General features: G+C 60.7%; 27 protein-coding genes and 1 pseudogene. 10 read left to right on the top strand and 18 right to left on the bottom strand.

Features of this window, described 5'->3' with window-relative positions; translation table 11 throughout:
- The 3 genes from AB4Z43_RS04795 to AB4Z43_RS04785 all read right to left on the bottom strand — a co-directional run bounded on the left by AB4Z43_RS04795 (position 1) and on the right by AB4Z43_RS04785 (position 2,317).
- Positions 1–708: an ABC transporter ATP-binding protein gene (locus AB4Z43_RS04795; protein ID WP_441936196.1), complete on the bottom strand. Its 708-nt coding sequence runs from the start codon at positions 706–708 to the stop codon at positions 1–3.
- Between the two features lie 346 nt (positions 709–1,054).
- Entirely contained in the window at positions 1,055–1,702 is a 648-nt protein-coding gene (locus AB4Z43_RS04790) for a hypothetical protein (RefSeq protein ID WP_019859884.1), read from the bottom strand.
- A 60-nt stretch (positions 1,703–1,762) separates the two neighbouring features.
- Complete coding sequence (locus AB4Z43_RS04785; protein WP_441936194.1) at positions 1,763–2,317, bottom strand: Spy/CpxP family protein refolding chaperone; 555 nt, start codon at positions 2,315–2,317, stop codon at positions 1,763–1,765.
- Between the two features lie 285 nt (positions 2,318–2,602).
- Here AB4Z43_RS04785 and AB4Z43_RS04780 point away from each other — a divergent pair, with 285 nt between their 5' ends.
- Positions 2,603–2,773 (top strand): hypothetical protein, encoded by a 171-nt coding sequence (locus AB4Z43_RS04780; RefSeq protein WP_155249125.1) that lies wholly within the window; start codon positions 2,603–2,605, stop codon positions 2,771–2,773.
- Between the two features lie 18 nt (positions 2,774–2,791).
- Here AB4Z43_RS04780 and AB4Z43_RS04775 read toward each other — a convergent pair whose 3' ends face one another.
- Positions 2,792–3,130, bottom strand: a complete 339-nt coding sequence (locus AB4Z43_RS04775; RefSeq protein WP_441936192.1) for a hypothetical protein — start codon at positions 3,128–3,130, stop codon at positions 2,792–2,794.
- 288 nt (positions 3,131–3,418) lie between these two features.
- On the opposite strand from AB4Z43_RS04775, the gene AB4Z43_RS04770 reads away from it, so the two are divergent.
- Positions 3,419–3,616 (top strand): hypothetical protein, encoded by a 198-nt coding sequence (locus AB4Z43_RS04770; protein WP_147377460.1) that lies wholly within the window; start codon positions 3,419–3,421, stop codon positions 3,614–3,616.
- A 143-nt stretch (positions 3,617–3,759) separates the two neighbouring features.
- Here the strand turns inward: AB4Z43_RS04770 and AB4Z43_RS04765 are convergent, their stop codons facing one another.
- The 3 genes from AB4Z43_RS04765 to AB4Z43_RS04755 all read right to left on the bottom strand — a co-directional run bounded on the left by AB4Z43_RS04765 (position 3,760) and on the right by AB4Z43_RS04755 (position 5,962).
- On the bottom strand, positions 3,760–4,299 hold the full coding sequence (locus AB4Z43_RS04765) for an Hsp20/alpha crystallin family protein (RefSeq protein ID WP_064982158.1): 540 nt from the start codon (positions 4,297–4,299) through the stop codon (positions 3,760–3,762).
- Between the two features lie 356 nt (positions 4,300–4,655).
- Positions 4,656–5,102 carry a DUF3775 domain-containing protein gene (locus tag AB4Z43_RS04760; RefSeq protein ID WP_441936190.1) on the bottom strand — a complete coding sequence of 149 codons (447 nt, stop codon included), beginning with the start codon at positions 5,100–5,102 and terminating at the stop codon, positions 4,656–4,658.
- Positions 5,099–5,962, bottom strand: coding sequence for a DNA-binding protein (locus tag AB4Z43_RS04755; protein WP_441936188.1), 864 nt, complete (start codon positions 5,960–5,962; stop codon positions 5,099–5,101). Before AB4Z43_RS04755 ends, AB4Z43_RS04760 begins: the two co-directional genes overlap by 4 nt.
- 252 nt (positions 5,963–6,214) lie before the next feature.
- Between AB4Z43_RS04755 and AB4Z43_RS04750 the strand changes: the two genes are divergently transcribed.
- The 4 genes from AB4Z43_RS04750 (at position 6,215) to AB4Z43_RS04735 (ending at position 9,024) form a co-directional block, all read left to right on the top strand.
- On the top strand, positions 6,215–7,492 hold the full coding sequence (locus tag AB4Z43_RS04750) for an NRAMP family divalent metal transporter (protein WP_441936186.1): 1,278 nt from the start codon (positions 6,215–6,217) through the stop codon (positions 7,490–7,492).
- Positions 7,489–7,662, top strand: coding sequence for a hypothetical protein (locus AB4Z43_RS04745; RefSeq protein WP_240565261.1), 174 nt, complete (start codon positions 7,489–7,491; stop codon positions 7,660–7,662). The genes AB4Z43_RS04750 and AB4Z43_RS04745 overlap by 4 nt, the downstream gene beginning before the upstream one ends.
- Positions 7,663–7,825: 163 nt before the next feature.
- On the top strand, positions 7,826–8,473 hold the full coding sequence (locus tag AB4Z43_RS04740; RefSeq protein ID WP_240565268.1) for a BON domain-containing protein: 648 nt from the start codon (positions 7,826–7,828) through the stop codon (positions 8,471–8,473).
- A 152-nt stretch (positions 8,474–8,625) separates the two neighbouring features.
- Positions 8,626–9,024, top strand: coding sequence for a host attachment family protein (locus AB4Z43_RS04735; RefSeq protein WP_420871208.1), 399 nt, complete (start codon positions 8,626–8,628; stop codon positions 9,022–9,024).
- Positions 9,025–9,316: 292 nt separating this feature from the next.
- Here the strand turns inward: AB4Z43_RS04735 and AB4Z43_RS04730 are convergent, their stop codons facing one another.
- Both AB4Z43_RS04730 and AB4Z43_RS04725 read right to left on the bottom strand, forming a co-directional pair.
- Positions 9,317–10,141 (bottom strand): universal stress protein, encoded by an 825-nt coding sequence (locus tag AB4Z43_RS04730; protein ID WP_441936184.1) that lies wholly within the window; start codon positions 10,139–10,141, stop codon positions 9,317–9,319.
- Positions 10,142–10,228: 87 nt separating this feature from the next.
- Positions 10,229–10,762 (bottom strand): flavin reductase family protein, encoded by a 534-nt coding sequence (locus tag AB4Z43_RS04725; protein WP_019859870.1) that lies wholly within the window; start codon positions 10,760–10,762, stop codon positions 10,229–10,231.
- Between the two features lie 384 nt (positions 10,763–11,146).
- On the opposite strand from AB4Z43_RS04725, the gene AB4Z43_RS04720 reads away from it, so the two are divergent.
- The 4 genes from AB4Z43_RS04720 to AB4Z43_RS04705 all read left to right on the top strand — a co-directional run bounded on the left by AB4Z43_RS04720 (position 11,147) and on the right by AB4Z43_RS04705 (position 13,018).
- The gene (locus AB4Z43_RS04720; RefSeq protein WP_019859869.1) at positions 11,147–11,557 is read left to right on the top strand and encodes a hypothetical protein; all 411 of its coding nucleotides are present in this window, start codon (positions 11,147–11,149) and stop codon (positions 11,555–11,557) included.
- A gap of 144 nt (positions 11,558–11,701) precedes the next feature.
- Entirely contained in the window at positions 11,702–12,034 is a 333-nt protein-coding gene (locus AB4Z43_RS04715; RefSeq protein WP_027047154.1) for a c-type cytochrome, read from the top strand.
- A gap of 81 nt (positions 12,035–12,115) precedes the next feature.
- Positions 12,116–12,418, top strand: coding sequence for a hypothetical protein (locus AB4Z43_RS04710; RefSeq protein ID WP_441936182.1), 303 nt, complete (start codon positions 12,116–12,118; stop codon positions 12,416–12,418).
- Between the two features lie 90 nt (positions 12,419–12,508).
- Positions 12,509–13,018, top strand: coding sequence for a hydrolase (locus AB4Z43_RS04705; RefSeq protein ID WP_441936180.1), 510 nt, complete (start codon positions 12,509–12,511; stop codon positions 13,016–13,018).
- Positions 13,019–13,029: 11 nt separating this feature from the next.
- On the opposite strand, the gene arcC is transcribed toward AB4Z43_RS04705, so the two are convergent.
- The 9 genes and pseudogenes from arcC to AB4Z43_RS04660 form a co-directional block, all read right to left on the bottom strand.
- Positions 13,030–13,932 carry a carbamate kinase gene (gene arcC, locus AB4Z43_RS04700; RefSeq protein ID WP_441936178.1) on the bottom strand — a complete coding sequence of 301 codons (903 nt, stop codon included), beginning with the start codon at positions 13,930–13,932 and terminating at the stop codon, positions 13,030–13,032.
- Position 13,933: 1 nt separating this feature from the next.
- Positions 13,934–14,935 (bottom strand): ornithine carbamoyltransferase, encoded by a 1,002-nt coding sequence (gene argF / locus AB4Z43_RS04695; RefSeq protein ID WP_019859864.1) that lies wholly within the window; start codon positions 14,933–14,935, stop codon positions 13,934–13,936.
- 11 nt (positions 14,936–14,946) lie between these two features.
- Entirely contained in the window at positions 14,947–16,161 is a 1,215-nt protein-coding gene (locus tag AB4Z43_RS04690; protein WP_019859862.1) for an arginine deiminase, read from the bottom strand.
- Between the two features lie 10 nt (positions 16,162–16,171).
- A complete protein-coding gene (arcD, locus tag AB4Z43_RS04685) occupies positions 16,172–17,641 on the bottom strand; it encodes an arginine-ornithine antiporter (protein ID WP_441936175.1) in 1,470 nt (489 codons plus the stop codon).
- A 112-nt stretch (positions 17,642–17,753) separates the two neighbouring features.
- Positions 17,754–18,998: an MgtC/SapB family protein gene (locus tag AB4Z43_RS04680; RefSeq protein WP_441937052.1), complete on the bottom strand. Its 1,245-nt coding sequence runs from the start codon at positions 18,996–18,998 to the stop codon at positions 17,754–17,756.
- A gap of 93 nt (positions 18,999–19,091) precedes the next feature.
- Positions 19,092–19,541, bottom strand: a complete 450-nt coding sequence (locus AB4Z43_RS04675; protein WP_038648680.1) for a pyridoxamine 5'-phosphate oxidase family protein — start codon at positions 19,539–19,541, stop codon at positions 19,092–19,094.
- 11 nt (positions 19,542–19,552) lie between these two features.
- On the bottom strand, positions 19,553–20,266 hold the full coding sequence (locus tag AB4Z43_RS04670; protein WP_441936173.1) for a phosphoribosyltransferase: 714 nt from the start codon (positions 20,264–20,266) through the stop codon (positions 19,553–19,555).
- 3 nt (positions 20,267–20,269) lie between these two features.
- Positions 20,270–20,734: a DUF2267 domain-containing protein gene (locus tag AB4Z43_RS04665; RefSeq protein ID WP_441936172.1), complete on the bottom strand. Its 465-nt coding sequence runs from the start codon at positions 20,732–20,734 to the stop codon at positions 20,270–20,272.
- Positions 20,735–20,780: 46 nt separating this feature from the next.
- Positions 20,781–20,950, bottom strand: a pseudogene (locus AB4Z43_RS04660) (5-aminolevulinate synthase); the annotation flags it as partial.

The raw sequence follows: 20,950 nt of genomic DNA, 5'->3' as shown, positions 1-20,950 counted from the left end.
CTACCAGCTTACTTCGGCGGGCCGTGCCCGCTGGTCGTTGACCGCGGCATCGGCAATGCGACCGTCCTTGAAAGTGAAGACGCGGTGCGCGATCTGCCGGATGCCGGCATTGTGCGTGATGATCGCCATGGTCGTCTTCATCTCCTCATTGATCCGCGACAGCGCTTCGAGGACCAGAATGCCTGTCTTCGAATCAAGGGCGCCGGTCGGCTCGTCGCACAGCATGACTTCCGGGCGTTTGGCGATCGCACGGGCAATCGCCACCCTTTGCTGCTCGCCGCCGGAGAGTTGGGCGGGGAAATGCGCCATGCGATTCCTGAGGCCGACCATCTCCAGCGCCTCATCGGGCTTCATTGGATTGGACGAGATCTCGGTGACCAGTGCGACGTTCTCCCAGGCGGTGAGGCTCGGGATCAAATTGTAGAACTGGAACACAAAGCCGACATGGTCACGCCGGAAGCGGGTGAACTGCCTCTCGGAGAACGCGGTCAGATCCTGGCCGCGAAAGCGGACCTCACCTGCGGTCGAGCGGTCAAGCCCGCCCATGATGTTGAGCAGTGTCGACTTGCCACTGCCTGATGGTCCAAGCAGGACCGCGATCTCTCCCTCATAGAGATCGAGATCGACACCGCGCAGGGCGAACACCTCGACCTCGCCTGAGCGGTAGACCTTGGTCACCCCATGGGCAGAAAAAATCGGAGACTGCATGCTTCCCGGGCCTTGTGTGTCCCGCCGACAGTCGCGGCATTTGCGACTGGAGACCTTGATGCTCGTCAAACCTGCCGACGGCCTGCCGGATGGAAAACAGAATTTGGAGCAGCTCAAGCAGGCCGGGAGCTTGGTCGTCTGCGGGAGGAGGTCTGCGCTTCAGCGCGCCGCCGCGGTCGACGCCAGCTCCACGCCGTGCGCACGATGTCGTCCATGCTCCACGGGTTCCCAACCGAGCACTTTGCAAACGCGGCTGCGTAGTTCACGGCCGTGCCTTGTTTGATAGGATATTTTTTTCCTATATGCGGGTCACCCATGTCCTCCCCTGACATGGGGAAGCGATGGGTTATCCTCCCTGATCAGTCGCGATGCTGAGCCCGCTGCCACCTCCCTCCGGCAGCGGGCTTCCTTTTGTCGATGCATCTGATTGAGTGCGGTGGGACTCGACGGCGAGGCCATCCATGCAGTGCATGAAATTGCTGATTACGGATTCCCCTGGCGCGGACGCAATCTTGTAGGTCCGCATTTCGGTGTTTGAATCTGGGCGTGCAAAATGCACCTCATAGACCCCAGCAATCACTGCCCTGATGAAAGCCGCGGCGACAAGAGGGTCTTGTGTCGTCGCCATGACGGTACCGTCGTCATAGTTTTCGTAGTCCAAATGGCCGAGCGAATTGAATGTGCGCGAGCTGAAGGCAGCTTCTGAAATCCGCACTATTTGATATGTGCCTGATGGGGTGAGGTCGGCCGCGCCCATCAGAAAGCCGGCCAGAACCGTTCCGTCGAATTTGTTGTAACCGGCAATCGTTATGAACTTGACGGCTTCCCGCGATGGCGGGTTGCTGACGTCTAGGACGATCTCGCATACCCGTGCTTCTTCGCTCTCGTCGGCCCAATTGCTGTATGCCACCCGCGTCGGAAAGATCGTCGAGCCGGCGCCCTGGCTGGCGCCGAGCAGAGTTAAGGCGGTCAAAAGGCGAAGTGCGACGAACATGCGTTCAATTTCTCCGCGCTATCCGGCTCAGCCGGCGCCGCGATCAGGACGCAATGGAGGCTATCTGGACATCATTCCAGGACCGAAGCCCGAGCGCCCCATGCCCATGCCCATCATCGGCAGGACGATATCGTCGGCGGCCCGCCTCTGCTCATCGCTCAGCTTTGCGTATAGTTTCTCGACTGCCGCCCTCACGGCCTTCACCTGTTCCAGACGCGCTTCGAGATGGCTCTGTTGGTAGGCCAGTCGCTCAGGCAGGGGTTTCTTCACGAACTCGCCGTCCTGGAATTCCTTGAGCATGTCCTGCATCAACGCGTTGTGAGACTCGGCCGTGCTGCGGATGACACCGGCAAGTTCATCCCAGGACGGCATCTGCTCCTCGGTGATCTTCAGTTCCGTCTTGAGGAAGGCGAGGCGTCCATCGACCCGATCGAGCATCTGGTCTGAATCATAGCCACCCATGGGGCCGCCCATGCCCCATTGACCCATCATCATCCGGCCCAAGCCCCAGCGAGGCCACCAACCGGAATCGTTCTCGTCAGCCCCGGCCACAACAGGCATCGCGACAAGGCTCAGCATCAGGCCGGCGGCAACACTACTGCGCAAGTCGAACATCGGTCGTCTCCTTCACAGCGGATTCGAAGTGTCAAAGAGATCACACGGCGGCGCTGAAGGCCTTGACCTGCATCAATGGGCGCCGGCGATATGGCCCTAGCTGTAGGTGTGGATTGCTCGGGAGAGCTTTAGTAAGAGAGTGGCTTGAAGCTACGGACGTCCCGCGCCATCTGAAGCACGCCTTTATGCGACAGACGCATCGGCTGGATTAGACGCGGGCAATTTGGCTGTGATATGTGGGTGCACGGACGAACAGGGAAGCCGCTGCGGCTGCTTATGTGATGAGTGGATAAGCGGATCGCCCGCCTGAATATCGAGCATTTTCGCCAGCGCTTGGCAGAGGAGCAAGATCAACTCAAGCGGAAGGCGTTGCTTGATCTGCTGGAAAAAGAAGAAGAAAAGCTCCGAAAGGCCGAGGAGGCCGACAAGGGAACAAACGGGCACAGCAACAAATAGAAAAACGCGGCAATTCCGCTAGACATCTGTCTTGTCAGGTTTCCATGTTCTCCAATGGGTAGGTGAGATGTCCAGCCGTTCCTTCGTGGCCGACTTGGTCCAGCCTGCCAGTATGCGCCTGCAGGGAAAAACGAGGGCGTGAACGCCGTCGCCATCCAGGACGGCCAATTCCAAATCCCGATCAAAAGGGGCGGTCGATATTGGTTGCCACATGGATTCATTTTTGGAAGGAACGACCAAAGCGTCCTTGACGCAGGTCAAATCCAAAGACCCGGTATCTTGCTTGCCGGGCACGTGAATGCCTTCCAAACCGCGATCAGTAGTCGCGCTTCCCGTGGTTGGGCTGCCACGTTCCATTTCATCATCTCCCTGCTACGCAGGCCCGGCACATTGATTGTGGCTCCCTGCTTTGGCGTTGAGAGGCGCTGGAGGATGCTCTCGGTGGTGGAGCTGGGTTCACCAAGATCGAAACGACGATCTGCCTCTGATGACATCAATGGCGCAATGTCTGCCCTTGCGAAATTCGGTTTGGTCCTTACGGGATTTCACCTAGCCTTGCCGCAGCGCAACTGCGTTGGCGTCGGTGGCTTTAAGCGGCCCGCATATGGGTGTAGAGTGTTGCTGTCGTGGCGATTGAGGAATGTCATGGACCGCTTTATTGCGCGTGCCAACATCGGCCACTTTCAGGATCTGCTCGCGCGCGAGACGGACCCCGAACAAAGGCGTGTCATCGAAAATTTGCTGGCGTTGGAGCAGAAGAAGCTTGAGAGAGCCGAAAGCCAAGCTAGCGATCAGTCCGGTGCGGCCGGCAAACCGGGAAGTGTCGCCCGACAATCGCGTTGATATGATGCGGCAAACCGGCCCCGGGTCGAAATAGTCTCGGTACCCGGACCAGGTACCAACCAAACGCAGCTTGGCATATCGTCCTTTACAGAAGGTCTCAGCGCGCTGGACAGACGCGCTGAGACAAGCGGTCACCACGCCTGTTACGCGGCCTTGACCGTGATCTTCTTCTCGGCCTTCTGGGCTTCGGCGGTCTTGGGCAGCTTAACCGTCAGCACACCCTTGCTGAAGCTTGCATCGATCTTGCCGGTGTCGACGCCTTCAGGCACCTGGAAGGAACGCTGGAAGGAGCCGTAGCGGCGCTCGGACAGATAATAGTCCTTGTCCTTCTCTTCCTTTTCTTCCTTCTTCTCGCCCTTGATCGTCAGCGTGTGGTTGGAGAGCTTGATCTCGACATTCTTCTCGTCGATGCCGGGCAGTTCGGCCGTGATCTCATACTCCTTGTCCTTTTCGACGAGGTCCATCGCCGGCGCCACCGGCCAGTCCGCGCTACGCAGCGACGGCAGTTCACGACCGAAAAGGGAGCGGGTCGAGGGCAGCCGGAAATCGAAAGCGTGGAAGTCGTCGAACAGTCGGTCGATTTCGCGGCGCAGGCTTTCGAACGGTGCCGTCCAGTTGTCGGACCGGGCAGGGGCAGTGCTCTTCTCTGTCTTGACGGGGAGTTTGGTGGCAGCTTCAGCCATGGTTCTTCTCCTTTGGTGAGTTGATCGGCAGGTATCGCCGCCTCCACTCTTCCACCTTTAGGTCTCCATGAGGCGCTAGAGCTGGAGGTCAACGAACCCGCTCGCCGGGTGTCGTCGCCGAACTGGTCCATTGCTGCGCGAACCCGCGGTCTTGCCGCGATTTATCGCGCCCGCGTCACCAAGTCCGGCTCAGCCTGACGAGGACTGCATCAAAGCCGCTGCACAAGAGAGGCTCATTGATTGGGATCAATGGCGAGAGAAAAACCGTGCGCCGGAGCTCGAATTTAGAGGCGCGACGACCAAAAGATCCCGAGGCGATTTGAAACCGCCCTCGGCACCGCGCGGCAGCCCGATGATCAAAGGTGCTGGCGCTCAAGTTCGGCGCAGGAGTAGCCGAGTGCGGACAGTCCATCTGCAAGATGGTCCGCGAGCAATGGCGTCCCACAGAGATAGTCGGCTACATGCGCATTATGAGCGTGGACTGCCTGCTGGCGAACACTTCGCCATTCATCGGCCGAATGGTCGTCGCGGCCCAGCCACATCAGGGCGACCAGGTCGATCTGTGCGTCGAACGAAAGCTCGGAAATCAGCGACTGCAGTTCTTCAAGAACCGGGTCGTCGGCATGATCCTCCAGGATCGCTGCGGACCGGTCGTCGGAAGGATTGGAGGCAGGGTTGGGTTCGGTGACCGGATCCTTGGCATCGAATTCGCGCGCCTTCATGATGATGAAGCATACGGTGTAGAGGGGAACTTCGAGTTCCGTTTCACCATTGCCAACGCTCTTCGCGGCTCTTTTCATCATGCCGTTTCCTTCAGTTGCTGGTCACTTTCGCGCCCCCTTACGACGCGTTTGCCGAGCATCGGACCACGTGTCTCGGTGACGACCGTGCAGCGCCCTTCCGGCTGGCCTTCGGCCTGGAAATAGATCACGACCCAGTCGCGCGTCTTCGCCAGTTCGTGCGCCAGCCTGGTGTTCGAGAAGAACGCGGTGAAATGCCAGTTGTCATGGCGCGCATGCAGCACCGGCAACCAGGCCTCGCCTTTCGGGTTGAAGCGTTTCGGTGCAATCTTGCGAAGCGCGCCAGCCGCTGCCTTTTCTCGATACATGTGATCGACTTCGAGCAGCATCGACACTGGCGGCAGGGGGTGGGACTGATAGGCCCTTGTTGTGCGAACTCTTCCCAGCCGCTCCGCGAGGGCTGCCGCCAGCATCTCCTTGCGCCTGTGACCGATACCCTTGATATGAAGTGCGCCGCTATGAAGCGCGTTCTCCAGGTCTTCGAGGGTCTCGAGTTGACCGTCCTCGGCGAGGCGGTGCGCGTATCGTGGTCCGATTCCGGGGATTGAGCGGAACAGAGCCGCCGGCTCCATCTCGCCGCGCAGCCGCTCCAGTTGGGACCAGCGCCCGGTCGCAACGATCTCGGCAATCGCGCCGGCCAGGCCTGTTCCGATTGCCGGAAGGACGACGAGGCCATCGCGTCCCTCCCTTGCCAGGATTTCGCTCACGGGCCGTTCCAGTCTGGACACGACCTCCGCCGCCCTCCTGCAGGCCCGTGCGCGGAAACCATCCGCGCCCTGGCTGTCGAGGAGATCGGCAAAATCCCGGAATTTTCCCGCGACCCCGATGTTCTCGGGAAGTGGTGTCGTCGCCATCGCCGTCATTGGCTTCATGCCAGCGGCTGGCGTAGTGGTCTGCAGAGGCTCCGGCATGACTTTCCTCGGCGCAGGAGTTCAAGTGTCGATCGATCCTCCTAGGCCATTCGTTGGCTCGTATCCTTGACCGGCGTCAATCCATCGGACTTCGAAGCCGGATAGAAGAAACACATGGTTCTTCGCGCTCGAAGGTTCGGAGCAACTCGGCGCGGCAACGGTGAGTTCGGTTCGCGTGACGAGAAGAGTGAGGGGAACCATTCGATGGAACCGCCAGACGCATCGGCTACCACACGCCGCCGACCCTACAACTTTCTCGGAAGCTTAGGCCCAGGCCTAATCACGGGCGCGGCTGATGACGATCCAAGTGGTATCGCCACCTATAGTCAGGTGGGCGCGCAATTCGGCTACTCGCTCGCATGGACCATGCTCTTCAGCTATCCGCTGATGGCTGTAACTCAAGGGATCAGTGCCGGGATCGGCGCGGTAACCGGCCAAGGTATCGCGCGCAATCTGCGTCGGCACTACTCTCCCTGGCTGCTGCGTTTCGCCGTCCTTCTGCTGCTTGTCGCCAACGTTATCAACATTGGCGCCGACCTCGGCGCGATGGGAGCGGCGCTTGAATTGATCATAGGTGGCCCGCAATATTTGTATGCGGTGTTGTTCGCGCTGGCGTGCATCTTCCTAGAAGTCTTCGTGAGCTACCGACGCTACGTCACGGTGCTTAAATGGCTGACCCTGTCCTTGCTTGCCTATGTCGCGGTGGTGCTGTCGGTTCACGTGCCGTGGGGCACGGCGCTCTATGGCACGCTGGTTCCGCAGATCGCCTTCGACGGCGATCACGCCATGGCGCTGGTTGCCGTTCTTGGCACTACAATCAGTCCTTACCTCTTCTTTTGGCAAGCCGGGGAGGAGGTCGAGGAGCAGCAACGGCAACATCGTCAACGACTGGGCGCCAACTCTCACGCTGCCGGGCCGGAGCTGTCGCGCATCCGGGGCGACACACTTTTCGGAATGGGCTTCTCCAACCTGGTGGCCATTGTCATCATTATAGCCACGGCGGCAACGCTCCATGCCAACGGGATGACGCAGATCCAAACCTCATCGCAGGCGGCCGAAGCGCTCAGGCCCATCGCCGGGGAGTTTGCCTTTGCCGTTTTCGCCATTGGCATCATCGGAACGGGCATGCTTGCCATCCCCGTGCTTGCCGGCTCCGCCGCCTATGCCGTTGCCGAGATGTTTCGTTGGCCCGAAGGCCTCGATCGACGCCCGCAAGATGCCAAGGCCTTCTACGGCACGATTGCGGTCGCAACGCTGGGTGGAGTGTCCCTGACTTTTGTCGGCATGGACCCCATAAGGGCACTTTACTGGAGCGCTGTCGTTAATGGGGTTCTGGCCGCGCCACTGATGGCAATCATGATGATGATTGCCACGAACCCCCGGATCATGGGTCACCTTACATTGCCGCGCTGGATGGTCTTCGGCGGAGCGCTCGCCACGGCGGTCATGGCCCTGGCCTCAATCGGCTTCTTCGTGCTGTGACAATTGCCGCTGAAGGCAAGGTAAAGGCCGAAATCACCAAGGTGCGTCTTGAGGACATCAATACGATCTTCGCGAGCCTCAAGGCCGGCAAGCGCGAGGGACAGATGATGCTTGATCTTTCTGAGCCCGTTCGCAAGCCGGTGGCTGAATGCAAAGCCGTTCCCGCTTGATGAAAGCTGGCTGCGCGCAGCGACGCCTCCAACCGATGGCACCGTCGCAGACAGCAGGGCGAGCGAAAGTCGGCGACTGTTGAGCCAGATCAATGCGTCGCTCTGTCGAGGATGCTGTGTTTTGGGTGGGGGTGCAAAGCCCCCATACAAAAGGAGACGGATCATGACGGATTTAACATTGCGTCAGAACATTCTCGATGAGTTGGAGTTCGAGCCGAGTATCGACGCCGCCCACATTGGCGTCGCCGTGGAAGAGGGCATCGTCACCCTCACCGGACATGTTTCTTCCTACTGGGAAAAGACCACCGCCGAAAATGTGGTCAAGCGAGTCAAGGGCGTGAAGGGTATCGCCGAGGAAATCGAAGTCCGGCTGATTGGACAGAAGGGGACTGCGGACGACGAGATCGCCAGGCGTGCGGTCGATGCGGTCACCTGGAATGTGTCCATCCCGAGGGACAAGGTGCAGGTCAAGGTCCAGGACGGCTGGATCACGCTGACCGGGAAAGTTGAATGGCAATACCAGAAGAACGCGGCGGCCGAGGCTGTGCGCGGGCTGGCCGGTGTCGTTGGCGTGGCCAATCAGATCGAAATCACCCCACGTGCCTCGGTACCCGACGTCAAGAAGCGCATCGAGGATGCGCTGAAACGTGATGCGGAAGTCGAAGCCCAGGCGATCCGCGTCAATGTGCGGGATGGCAGGGTGACGCTTGAAGGCAAGGTCAAGGCCTGGTCCGAGCGCCAGGCAGCGGAACGTGCCGCCTGGTCGACGCCGGGCGTCCGGATGGTGGAAGACCGGATTGCGATTGTCTGATGGTTCGACATGGTCGGCGCGGCGGCTCAAGCGGCCGCCGGGTCGATAGTCCGAGGCACGCGCCACCGCGAAGTGCAACTGGCGGTGAAGACCGCGGCCAATGATGGCGAGGCAACGCCTTCGATCTATGTCAAAGGAGAAACAACATGATTATGACCACTGGCACGCTGGTCGCGGTAACCGACGGCGAGAAGTTGCGCCTGTTTCGCAACAAGGGCCACGAACCCCAGATCGATCTGGTTGAGTTGGGCGAGCCGACGCTTCAAGCGGCCAACACCGGCTCGGGCGGTCGCCACCGCAGTTCCACCGCCAATCCCGACGACTCTCGTCTGCGGGAAGATGATTTTGCCGCTGCCGTGGCCGAGTATCTCAATCGCGAGGCGCTCGCGGGAGCGTTCGAGCATGTGGTGGTGGTTGCCGATCCGCGCACGCTGGGCGAACTGCGCAAGCACGTCGAGCCTTCGCTGAAAGCGAAACTGGCGGGTGAACTCGGCAAGGATCTCGTGAAGCACTCAGTCGAAGCCATCGAAAATACGTTGGCGGCGGCTTGAGCAATCCGCACAGCCAGGCTGCTACCGACGACCGCCACGGGTGGTATGGATGCCTCGCGCTGCCTAAGATTGGTTGGGAAGGGCACTGCCGGCGGCGGCCGAGATTGTCGCCAGTGGTGCTAGCGCGAAATCTTCAGTCAAGAGCGCCGCGGTAGCGCCGGAGCCCCGATGGCCAACAGCTCCTGCGCTAAAGGAGAGAGAAGTCCGACCCGAAGAAGACGAGAAACTGTCCAGTGATCAAGGGAATTCGCAGTACAGGACCATCGTCGCTGGAAGTTGCTACGCTTAGGCGTCAGTTCGACATAAGCCGATTGAGCCAAACCTCATCCAACAGCGAACGGGTAACTCCGCCAAACACCCATTCCCTTAGTCGGCTATGCCCGTAGGCGCCCGACACGACTAGGTCTGCTTTGACGGAAGCCAAGAAGTCTATGAGTCGATTTCCTTCCTCTTCCGACTTTAGAATTTCGGTTCGCGCTTTTATGCCGTGCCCAGCGAGGAAGCTGGAGACGTCCTTGATGCCGTCTCCAATCCAATCATCCGGATTGGTATCAACCGCCACCACAGTGACTTCATTGGCTATGGCCATCAGTGGCACCGCATCCGCCACGGCGCGCCTCGCTTCGCGCGTGTCCTTCCAGGCGACGACGACCTGGCCAAGTGGCAAGCTCGCCGCGCCACGGGCGGCGACCAGCACAGGTCTACCGGCGCGCAGCACCAAACTGCCCGGATCAGCCATACGGTAGCCGTCACCCGTAGATGCGCCCAAGGAGGCGCCAGTGACCACAAGGTCGGCAAGAAGAGAGGCTCTGGCGAGGACGTGATCTGGGTTCTCGACCGTTTCACGCCATTCCGCCTTGACCGTTCCGACGACGAGCTCGTCGAACTTGGAGTGCCGATCATTCAGCCTTTGCCGGATCTCGTTCCTCGACTGCTCCCAAATCTCTGCGGCAATCGCTKCGCCCTCCGGCGCCATCGTCACCGGCATTGGAGCGTCGGCGGCGCAGAAGCCAATCAGCTTTGCATCGAAACGTTCGGCAAGTTCGATGCCGATCCGCGTCAGCGGTTCGACTGAGCCATCAATGCCAAGGTTCAAGAGAATGGATTTATAGCTCATCGGGCGCTTCCGGTTCGAGAGTTTCGGTGCACCGAAGCTAGTTTTGCAGGAACGTTCTCACCTTGATGTCGATCAAAATGTAGCGGCTCAGGGGATGCGGGATTCGAAATGGACCACTTCGCCGTCCACAACGAAGGCGCCATTTCCGATGTGATGGATCGTCTTCGGTTTCGGTTGAACCGGGTCGATCCAGGCTTTCAGGACCTCGAGGACAAACAGGTTATATCTGTTCACCAGGCGTGTATCGACGACCCGGCATTCGAGATTGGCGAAGCATTCGGCGATCAGGGGAGCCGAAACGCGCTCGGCGGGAAGCGGCGTCAGCCAAGCTGTCGCGAACTTGTCAATCTCGCGTCCGGAGCAGTTTCCAACCTTGACGACTTTTTCTGCGAGGCCAATGGCAGGGATGGCGATCACGCATTCCTTGGTTTGACGCAAGGCGAAGAAGGAGAAGTCGTCGCTCGATACGACGCAGGCCATGGTCGGCGGCGCGATCCTCGTCATCATGTGCCAGGACATGGTCATGACGTTCGCGCGGCCCTGTTTTGACCTGGTTGTCAGGAGGACAACGGGACCAGGCTCGATCAGCCGATAGACTTCGGCAAGCGGCAGTTCCTTCATCGCGTCCTCGTTTCTGCCTTTTACAAGGCAATTGTTCCGGCGATGTCGTGACAGGCAATGCCCTTTGTCGCCTTGATCAATGTCAAAGGCGGGAAGCGGGGACGAGAAGGGGAATCCAGGAGGTCGACGCAGGTTTGCGCCTAGCGGGCGATTGATCGGGATCAATGCATGCCGGAATTGACCTTGCGATGTTCGATTAGAGCCACACGAGGATCAGTTCATGTCCGCTGGAGGCATTCTCTTTTGGGGCATCCTGCTTTGCCTCGTTTGGATCGCCGGGGTCGGCATCTACTTCGAAATGGCGTCTTCCAAGAGACGCAAGCTCGGTGCGGTGAGTCATGGCTTTGGCCGCCGCTCAAGGCCGCGCCATCCAAAGATGAGACAGTGAATGCCGAGATCGAGGAGGCCATCATGATTTGGAATGCGGAAGAATTCTGCGCGCCGGAATTGTCCCTGTCTGTCAAGGCAGGGCAGAAGCTGTTGGAGGCGACCACCGCGCTGCAGATGCATTCCATCAAAGCGTTGTTCCGCTGCCAGATTGAAGCTGCGTCCTTTCTTCGCCGGCGATTTTGGGACGATCTGAAGCTGATCGAAACGCTGAGGGATAGCGATGAATTCGCCGATAGCTTCGACGTGTTCGCCAATTTTTGGCAGAATGCCGCATCCGACTATCTGAAGGAGGTGGGCGAGTTCGCGTGCATCGGCGCCAAGCTCGCGATGGAGACGGCCGGACAAGTCCGTAAAGAGGCGGATACGGCGATCGACGACATGGCAGCGGCAACCCTGACGCCCTGAAGTGTTGCAATCAAACAAGAAGGCGAAATCGATAGCTGGACGAACTGAGGTTCCTATCAGTCGTCTGCGTATCGTGGAGGAAGCGCTCATTGGCGTTTGAGCCAAGTCAAGGCGCTGCATATCTTGATGCTGTATGTGACGACTATGAAACGCAAAACGCTGTTGAAGATTTTCATCGTTGCGCCCATGCTCGCGGGTACGCCGGCAGCTTGGGCAAACGACAATCTCCAGGTTTCCCATGGCCGGAGGATAGTGGAAGCGAACTGCGCACGGTGCCATGCAGTCGGTCGGACTGGCGTTAGCTCACATCCGGACGCACCGCCTTTTCGCATGCTGCATCTGCGCTACCCGATCGAAGACTTGGAGGAGGCGCTGGCGGAGGGGATCTCGACTGGTCACCCGGACATGCCGGAGTTTGTCGCCGATCCCCAGCAGATCGGGGCGATCGTCGCCTACATCCGGACGCTTGACCGTTGATTTGGCTGCCGCGTTCGACTGAAATCCGAAAACCAGTCCTGGCAATCCGAGGGGCTTGTTCTCGAGGATTCCTCAGAATGTATGCGCAACGTCGTGATCGTCAAAGGGATAGAAGTGGGCCGCCTTCAACGTCAACGGGACGTCATGGCCCTCGATGAGCACCTTGACCCATTGGTCCCCGAAATCGTCTTGCCAGGACTCGGTAACGCGACATCTTGCGGCGAGGTCCATGCCAATCTCTATCTTTTCGGTTCTCTTTGCCATCCTGGACTCCTGTCGTACCAGCGCGATCTGCCAATCGCGATCTGCCCTTTCAGCGTCTTTCGCGCTGACCATATCAACATGGTCAATCTGTTTAGCCGGGCCGCCGCGGACTGGCATTGATGCGCATCAATTGCAGATCTGGCAGCGTTGATCGTGATCAATGACGTTCGGGCGCTCGGCTGATCTTTTGTCGCGCATCGGGAGACCACTATGCGCATCAACGAAACACCGCATTACGATGCCAGCGTGAACACCACGGGTTGCTGCCCCAAATTCAACCCGGGCGGCTGGGACGATCAGGAGTTGCACTTCAAAGACAAGCCGTTCGTGAGGGCGACAACCCATAGCGTCCTGCATGTTCCAGTGAACATGGGCAGCGTCTTTGCCCGTGTCAGCGAGCATATCGACGGCGCCGGCGCCTCTGCCGAAGGTCAATACATTGTCCTAAGCCGCGATCTATCGCCGTGGACGAGCGAGCATCTTTTCTCGGTTTCGAAAGCCGTGCCCGAGGAGGAAATGACCAGGCTGACAGGCGACTTCGTCACCAAATTGTTCGAGGGGGCGTTCGAGCAGGTAAGGGGCTGGCACGAGGAAATGCTTGAACTCGCGCGCCAACGCAACCCCAAGGCCAGCGACGTGTATTTCTTCTACACGACCTGCCCGAAATGCGCCGCGGCGTACGGCAAGAACTACGTTGTCGGAGTAGCCAAGATTTCCTGAGCCCGGCGAGGCTAGGGCTCGAACCAGGTGCCCTGACGCCGCTTGACGATCTCCGCCGCGTCCTCGAGCCGGCCGATCGCCGAGGGATTGCCCGTCGCCTGGACGAACTCGATTGCCGCACCGATCTTGGGTCCCATCGAGCCGGCGGGGAAATCCTTTCCCGAAAGTTCAGTTGCTCCGACATTGCGCAGTGCGCGGGCATCCGGCGTGCCGTAGCCCACATAGACCGCATCGACATCCGTGAGCATCAGCAGCATATCGGCGTTCAACTGGCGCGCCAGCAGCGAGCTGGCTAGGTCCTTGTCGATGACGGCTTCGACGCCGACCATAGCGCCATCGTCGCGCGCGACAACGGGCACGCCGCCGCCGCCCGTGCAGACGACGATGACGCCATGGTCGACGAGGAAGGAGATGACGGATGCCTCCAAAATCTCGATCGGGCGGGGCGAGGGCACGACCCGGCGCCATTTATCGCCATCGGGCGCTATGCACCAGCCGCGCTCTGCTGCGAGCTGCCGCGCTGTCGCTTCGTCATAGACCGGGCCGATCGGCTTTGTCGGACTGGAAAATGCAGGGTCGTACGGGTCGACTTTCACCTGTGTCAGCAGTGTAGCGTAAAGTCTGTGAGAGGCGAGGTTGGCGAGCTCCTGTTCGATCATGTAGCCGATCATGCCGGCGCTCTCCGCGCCGAGAACATCGAGCGGGAACGCGCCGCCAGGCGAGGCCGCCGACTGGAGCGCAAGCAGGCCGACCTGCGGACCGTTGCCATGCGTGATCACGAGCGAATGGCCCTCGTCAATCAGTGCGGCCAGGGCGGAGGCGGCACGCTTCACGTTCTTGCGCTGATTTTCGGCGGTCATCGGTTCGCCGCGCCGCAACAGCGCGTTCCCGCCGAGCGCTGCAACGATCAGCATCTCAGTTGCCGATCGTGGCGACGAGCAACGCCTTGATCGTGTGCATGCGGTTCTCCGCCTGGTCGAAGACGATCGAGGCGCCGGACTCGAACACCTCGTCGGTCACCTCCATGCAGTCGATGCCGAATTCGCGCGCGATATAGGCGCCGACTTCGGTCTCGGTGTCGTGGAATGCCGGCAGGCAATGCATGAATTTCACATGCGGATTGCCGCTGGCCGCCATCATTTCCTTCGTCACCCGGTAGGGCGTCAGAAGACGGATGCGCTCCGGCCAGCCGGACTTGTCCTCGCCCATCGACATCCAGACGTCGGTGTAGATGAAGTCGGCATCCTGGACGCAGCCCTTCATGTCTTCATCGAGCCGGAAGCGGCCCCCGCTGCGCTCGGCGAGTTCCTTGACATGGTCACGGAATTCCTGGTCGGGCCAGAGCTCCTTCGGCGAGGCGATGCGCATATCGATGCCGACCTTGGCGGCTCCCAATGCCAGCGAAAGGGCGACATTGTCGCGTCCCTCGCCGACGAAAGCGACGGTCATGTCCGACAGATGCTTGTGCGTGAACTCGCGCATCGTCATGAAATCGGCGAGGATTTGCGTCGGGTGCGCTTCATCGGTCAGGCCGTTGTAGACGGGCACGCCGGCGTGCGCCGCCAGCATTTCGGCCTGGTGCTGGGCAAAGCCGCGATACTCGATGGCGTCATACATCCGCCCGAGCACGCGGGCGGTGTCCTTCATGGATTCCTTGTGCCCGATATGGCTACCGGACGGACCGAAATAGGTGACGTGGGCACCCTGATCATAGGCCGCCACCTCGAAGCCGGTTCGTGTGCGCGTCGAGTCCTTTTCGAAGATGAGGGCGATGTTCTTGCGAACCAGGCGCGGTATCTCATGCCCGGCCTGCTTGGCGGCCTTCAGATCGGCGGCCAACTTCAGAAGGAAGCGGATTTCTTCGGCCGAAAGGTCATCCAGTGAAAGCACCGAGCGGCCATGCAGGTTGATCGACATTGGATATCCTTTCAGATCGGGTCGCGTGCAATGGGGCAGGTCATGCAATGACCGCCGCCGCGGCCGCGGCTGAGTTCGGCACCCTCGACGGTGATCACCTCGATACCCGCGCGCCGCAGAAGCGTGTTGGTGTAGACATTGCGGTCGTAGCCGATGACGACGCCCGGCTCGACAGCGACGACGTTGTTGCCGTCGTCCCACTGCTCGCGCTCGGCCTCGTAGCGGTCGCCGCCGGTGGCGATGATGCGCAGCGATTTCAGGCCGAGCGCTTCCGCCACAACCTTTGTGAAGGGGGCGTTCTCTTCCCTGACCTCGACCGCCGCATCGCCGTCTCCGGGCCGGATCGAGAAGGTGCGCAGCCTGTCGACCACGGGCGGATACATGGTGGCAAGGTCCCGGTCGCAGAAGGTGAATACGGTGTCGAGATGCATGAAGGAGCGGTCGCGCGGCATCAGCGCCGCGATGACATGCGTGGCTTCGCCGGCTGCGAACAGACTGCGGGCCAGATCACCGACCGCCTGCGGGGTGGTGCGCTCTCCCATCCCGACGAGAACGACGCCCCCGCCGACGGGCATGACGTCGCCGCCTTCCAGGCTGATACCTGTTCCTGCCTGGGGCGATACGAACGGAATGCCGCCGTCCCGGAAATGCGGGTGGAAGCGGTAGACCGCCTCGACGTTGGCCGCTTCCGGTCGCCTGGCAGGCCAGTACATGGCATTCACGGAGACAGAGCGGTAGATCCAGCAGGAGCTGTCGCGGGTGAAGAGCTGGTTGGGCAATGGCGGCAGGACGAAGTCCTGAGGCGCCAGCGTTCTTCCAGTCAAACCCTTGGGCTCGAACGGCAGCTCGGCGCGAGCGATGCCGCCTATCAGACAGGTTGCCAGCAGGCCGGCCGACATCTCGTCCAGCCAGCCCCGCATCTCGTCGACCATGTCGAGGCCGACCACGCCGGCATGCACCCGGCGATCGAGAAGCCAGTCGCGGGCCTTGCCGATGCCCATCGTCTCGGCGAGGAGTTCGCCGAACGAATGCACCGCCACGCCGCGCTCACGCAAGGCATCGACGAAGACGTCATGCTCCTGGCGCGCCCGCTTCACCCACAGCACGTCGTCGAACAGCAGCGACTTGCAGTTGTCCGGCGTCAGCCTGCGCAGGCTGAGATCCGGCCTGTGGACCATCACCTCGCGCAGGCGACCGACTTCCGAATGAACCCCCAGATTTGCCATGGGACGGCTCTCAAAGCGCGCTGACGGCGCCGGTCCACATCTCGTAGACGGCAAGGATTGCGACAGCGACGAGCGCGACTGCGATGACGGCCTCCACCGGGTGGAAGGCACGCTGATTGGCCTCGCGACGGGCCCAGACGTAGAAGATGATGCCCGGCGCATAGAGGATGGCGCACATGAACAGATACGCCGGTCCCGCGGCATAGACGAGCCACAGGCCGTAGATAGTGGCCAGAACGCCGGCAACGAGCGGTCCCGTTCGGCTTTCGCCGCTTTGATAGCTTTCCCCAGTCAATGCCAACTTGGCGGCAAAGGCGCCCGAGAAGATGTAGGGGACGAGAATTGCCGCCGAGGCGATGTAGAAAAGCGCCTGGTAGGTGCTCTGGGCAAAGAGTGTGATCACCAGGAAGGCCTGGACAAGCAGGTTGGTGATCAGCAGGGAGGTCGAGGGAACGCCGCGTTCGCTCTCATGGCCGAAGAATTTCGGCATTGTACCGTCCTTGCCGGCGACATGCGGAATCTCGGCGGCAAGCAGGGTCCAGCTCAGGAACGCGCCGACGACCGAGACGACCAGCGCAAGATTGATGAGCACGGCGCCCCAGGGCCCGACAACCGCTTCCAGCACGCCCGCCATCGAAGGGTTCTTCAGGGCGGCCAACTCGGGTTGGCTGAGGATGCCGAGCGAAAGCAGCGATACCAGCGCATAAAGCGCGAGACACGTGAAGAAGCCGAGCACCGTCGCAGTCGCGATGTCCTTGCGGCGCTCTGCGCGTGCTGAGAACACGCTGGCGCCCTCGATGCCGATGAAGACCCACAGCGTCACCAGCATCGTGCTCTTCACCTGAGCGGCGATCGTACCGAGAGAGGCGTTGCCGAGCCCTGTGAAGTCGAGCGACCAGACATTGAGCTTGAAGGCTACCGCGACGACGCCGACAAAGAGGACGACAGGAGCAATCTTGGCGATGGTCACGACAGTGTTGACGATCGCAGCCTGGCGAATGCCTGCAAGAACGAGGAAATGAATGATCCACAAAAGGATCGATGCGCCGAGCACCGCCTGCCAGGTATTCCCGTCACCGAAAGCGGGGAAGAAATAGGACAGCGCGCTGAAGACGATTACCGCGTAGGACACATTGCCGACCCATGCGCTGATCCAATAGCCCCAGGCGCTGTTGAAGCCGATGAAGGGGCCGAAGCCGGCTTTGGCATAGGCGTATGGGCCGGCATCGAGTTCGGGCCGACGCACCGCCAGCGACTGGTAGACGAATACCAGCGCGAGCATGCCGGCGGCCGTGACGGTCCAGCCGATCAGGATAGCAAGCGGACCAGCGCCGGCCGCCATATTCTGGGGCAGGCTGAACACACCCGAGCCTACCATCGAGCCGATGACGAGCGCGGTTAGCGATCCCAGTCGCAGCTTGGTCGTGGCCGGACTGGCAGATTCTTCCCGCATAGGGATATCGAGGTCTGTTGTGGCCATGAGGCCCTCCCACCTTTGTAATGATAGGAGCAGTTCAACAGGAATGGGGCCTGGCAGCCTTGACGCCGGTCAAATCTGGATTGGCCCCGGAGCCGACCGCAAATCGCGCCCCCTAGAGGAACCGCATGGTGCAATAGCCCGCAGTCGCAGCGGTCAAGGTCATGCCGGCCAGCGGTAGCCAGAATTTCACCGGCCCTGCGGACATCGCCAGGCACAGGCGTCCAATGGCGTTCGCCATCAGCGCCGTCAGCACGGCTTGCCCGATGGTTTCGATGGAAATCGAGTGCTTGGCCAGCCGCAAGGCGCTGAGCACCGAGGCATCGACATCAAATGCACCCGCGATCGCGGAACTCGCCAGCAGGCCCTGTTCCTTGAATTGGAGTGCCAACGCGGCGCTCGCTGTCGAGGCGAATGCGAACAGGAGTGCAAAGATCAGCAACGGCATCAGTTCGAATGGATTGCGCGTCGCGCCAGGGTTTTCCGGTTTTTGCCCGGGGAGTGCCAATGCGATTGTTCCGCAGACGCCGAATGTCAGCGCCGCGGCGAGCGCGGGTAAGGCGATGAACGCGGTCACGCCCGGGGCCAGTATCAGAACCACGAGGCAGACACGCAGGATCGAGACCATCGCGGCCAGCGAGGCCGCGCCTGACAGGGACAAGGAATTGTTCGACGCGCTGGCAGTACGAGCCAGTGACAAGGTGACGGCAGTTGATGACACGACTGCACCGGCAAGCGCGCTCACAATCAAACCGCGGGCGTTTCCGAGGACACGTACGGCGACGTAACCAGCGAACGAAATTGAGGCCATCAGCACAGTCAGGAGCCAGATCTCCCGCGGGTTGAAGCCTTCCCATGGGTCAAACGTGCGGTTCGGCAGCAGGGGCAGGATTATGGCGGTCATCACCGCCAGGACCAATGCCGAGCGAAGCTCGATCCAGGTCAGGCGTTTCAAAAGCCCATGCAGGATTTCGCGGCTGGCGAGTAACGTCGCCAGCGCCGTGCCGCCCGCGGCGGCCACGCGAAAATCGCCGGCCACGCAGAGCGCGCCAAGGGCAAACACAGCCAGGCCCGCGATAACGGTCGTGACACTGAAATCCTCATCGTGCGCGGCTTCGCGTGCCTTGTACCAAGCGAAGATCCCGGCGAAGGCGAGGAAGCCGGCGATCAAGACGGAAATCGCATTGAGCGCTTCGGCCAACGCCGCGATAATGCCGCCGAGAAGTCCCGCAATGCCGAATGTCCGAATACCCGCCGTGCGGCTATGAGCCGGCGCGTCGCGCTCCTGCCAGCCGCGCTCCAGGCCGACGAGCAACCCGATCGCCAAAGCGACGCCAAGTTGGACTATGAGAGAGTCCATGGTGGGCATGCCCTTGGCCGGATTGCGGATGCATCCAGCCGGTGTCGACCAGCAGTCATACAGCCTGCTTTCCGCCATGCGCGCCGCGCCAAGTCAAGCCTCCATCGCCTCACGGCCCGAGACTTCCACGATGAATATCCTGAAGAACACATGCGGGAGATGTTCGGCGACCGACGACGTAGCCGGCTTGAGCGCGCCAGGCTCCCACCAGTCGGTGTGCCTGCTCAGCAATGACCATGCGTGATCAAGTTGCACCTTGTGACCGATCCGGTCCGGAAGTTCCTCATACCTGCCATTGACGATGACGCTCTTCCAACCTCGGGCAGCGCCATGTTCGTCGACCTGCACGGACACGAGCGGATTGGCGCGCATCCAGTCGATCTTCTTGCCCGGCATGGAAAAGGCATAGAGGTGGTTGTCGGCATGGGCGTAGTAGAAGGGCACGATATAGGGTTGCCCGTCCTTCGCGCAGGCAAGGCGGCCGACGCGATTGGCCGTCAGCATTTTCGTGCATTCCAGAGTCGAAAGCGTGCGGATCTGCATCGGTATAACTCCTAAGTGCCGGCTTTGTGCCGCGATTTGCCCGCGGCGTTTGCGCCGGAGTGTCTTCTTTCGGCAATATGGCGCCGATCCTCGCGCGCCATAGCCATCATCTCGAGGACCTCGCTGTCGGAGAGCTGCGGAAAGCTGCCATAATAATAGCCGAGCGCGCGAAATCGGGCAGGCTGAATGAGACAGATCGTCAAATCTGCTTCCTGCGCCAGCTCTTCCACGGTCTCCGGCGGCGCGACAGGAAGTGCGACGACGATCTGTCGCGGCGACCGTCGCTTCAACGCCCGGACGGCCACTTTCATCGTCGTTCCGGTCGCCGCTCCGTCGTCAACGACAATCGCGGTTTTGCCGGCCACCGACTGGGGCAGCTCTTTTCCGCGAAATATTTCCCGACGCCGCTCCAACTCCGGCCGTTCCTGCGCGATCAAAACACGTAATGCGCTGTCGCCGAGAGCGTAGGCCTCCACGATCTCACGGTTAAGAACGACGTCCGGCGGGTCTCCGTCCACGATGGCGGCCACGGCCAGTTCCGGATTGCCAGGTGCTCCGACTTTTCGAACGATCATCAGATCCAGCGGTGCCTTCAAGACCTTGGCAATCTCGGCGGCGACGGGAACGCCACCGCGTGGCAAGGCCAGCACGATGGGATTCCTCAGCTGAAGCGCCTCCAAAGAGGCTCCGAGCTTCTGTCCAGCATCCTGCCGATCGCGAAACATCGCTCATCCCTCCGGCCAGAGTTGGCGCAGCGACTTCTTCATCGAGTTTCGGACCTGGACGATTTCGCCATGCGAAATGTGACGGTCGAGAAGTCGGAACACCGCACCAATAGCCTTGTCGACGTCGATCTCCGGCTCGTAGCCAAAGCTGTCGCGAACGCAAATGACGAAGTCGCGCTTCTTGCGTTCCCACGCCGGTTCGGCCGGGTGCCACCCTTCGAAATAGATGCCTCTGATCAACGTCGGCAACTGGGCGGACAGATCGGCCATTTCTTCAGGCGAGAGCCAGTCGCGCAAGGTGTGCAGGACGGCCTTCAACAGCCGGAACGCGCTTTGTTCGTTCCAGTCCAGATCCTTGGCGAGCTCGTTTACCCATTGCTGGGCCTGCTCGGCGGCATGTGTGATTGAAGCGTGCGAAACAGAATGTGTCATGGCTGCGATCCTTGAACGTGGTTCCTTCTCCTCCATTGGAGCTTCGCGCATTGCGCTGGACCAAAGTTCGACGTCGTCGATTTCAGCCGCCCGACGTTGCCGTCAGCAGCGGAACGATCCGGTCGCTTTTGGCGACCGAGGGCCGTCCTGCCGAGCCGTAGGGAATGCCGAGCGCGTCCCATGTCTCGACCAGCGCGTCCTGCAGTCCAGCGATCAGCGCATCCGAATGGAACGGCGTCGGCGTGATGCGCA

The organism is Mesorhizobium sp. 2RAF45, assembly GCF_052115225.1.
GTDB classification, from domain to species: Bacteria; Pseudomonadota; Alphaproteobacteria; order Rhizobiales; family Rhizobiaceae; genus Mesorhizobium; species Mesorhizobium jarvisii.
Note: the sequence above shows the minus strand (reverse complement) of the source record. Positions and strands in the feature narration are given on the sequence as shown.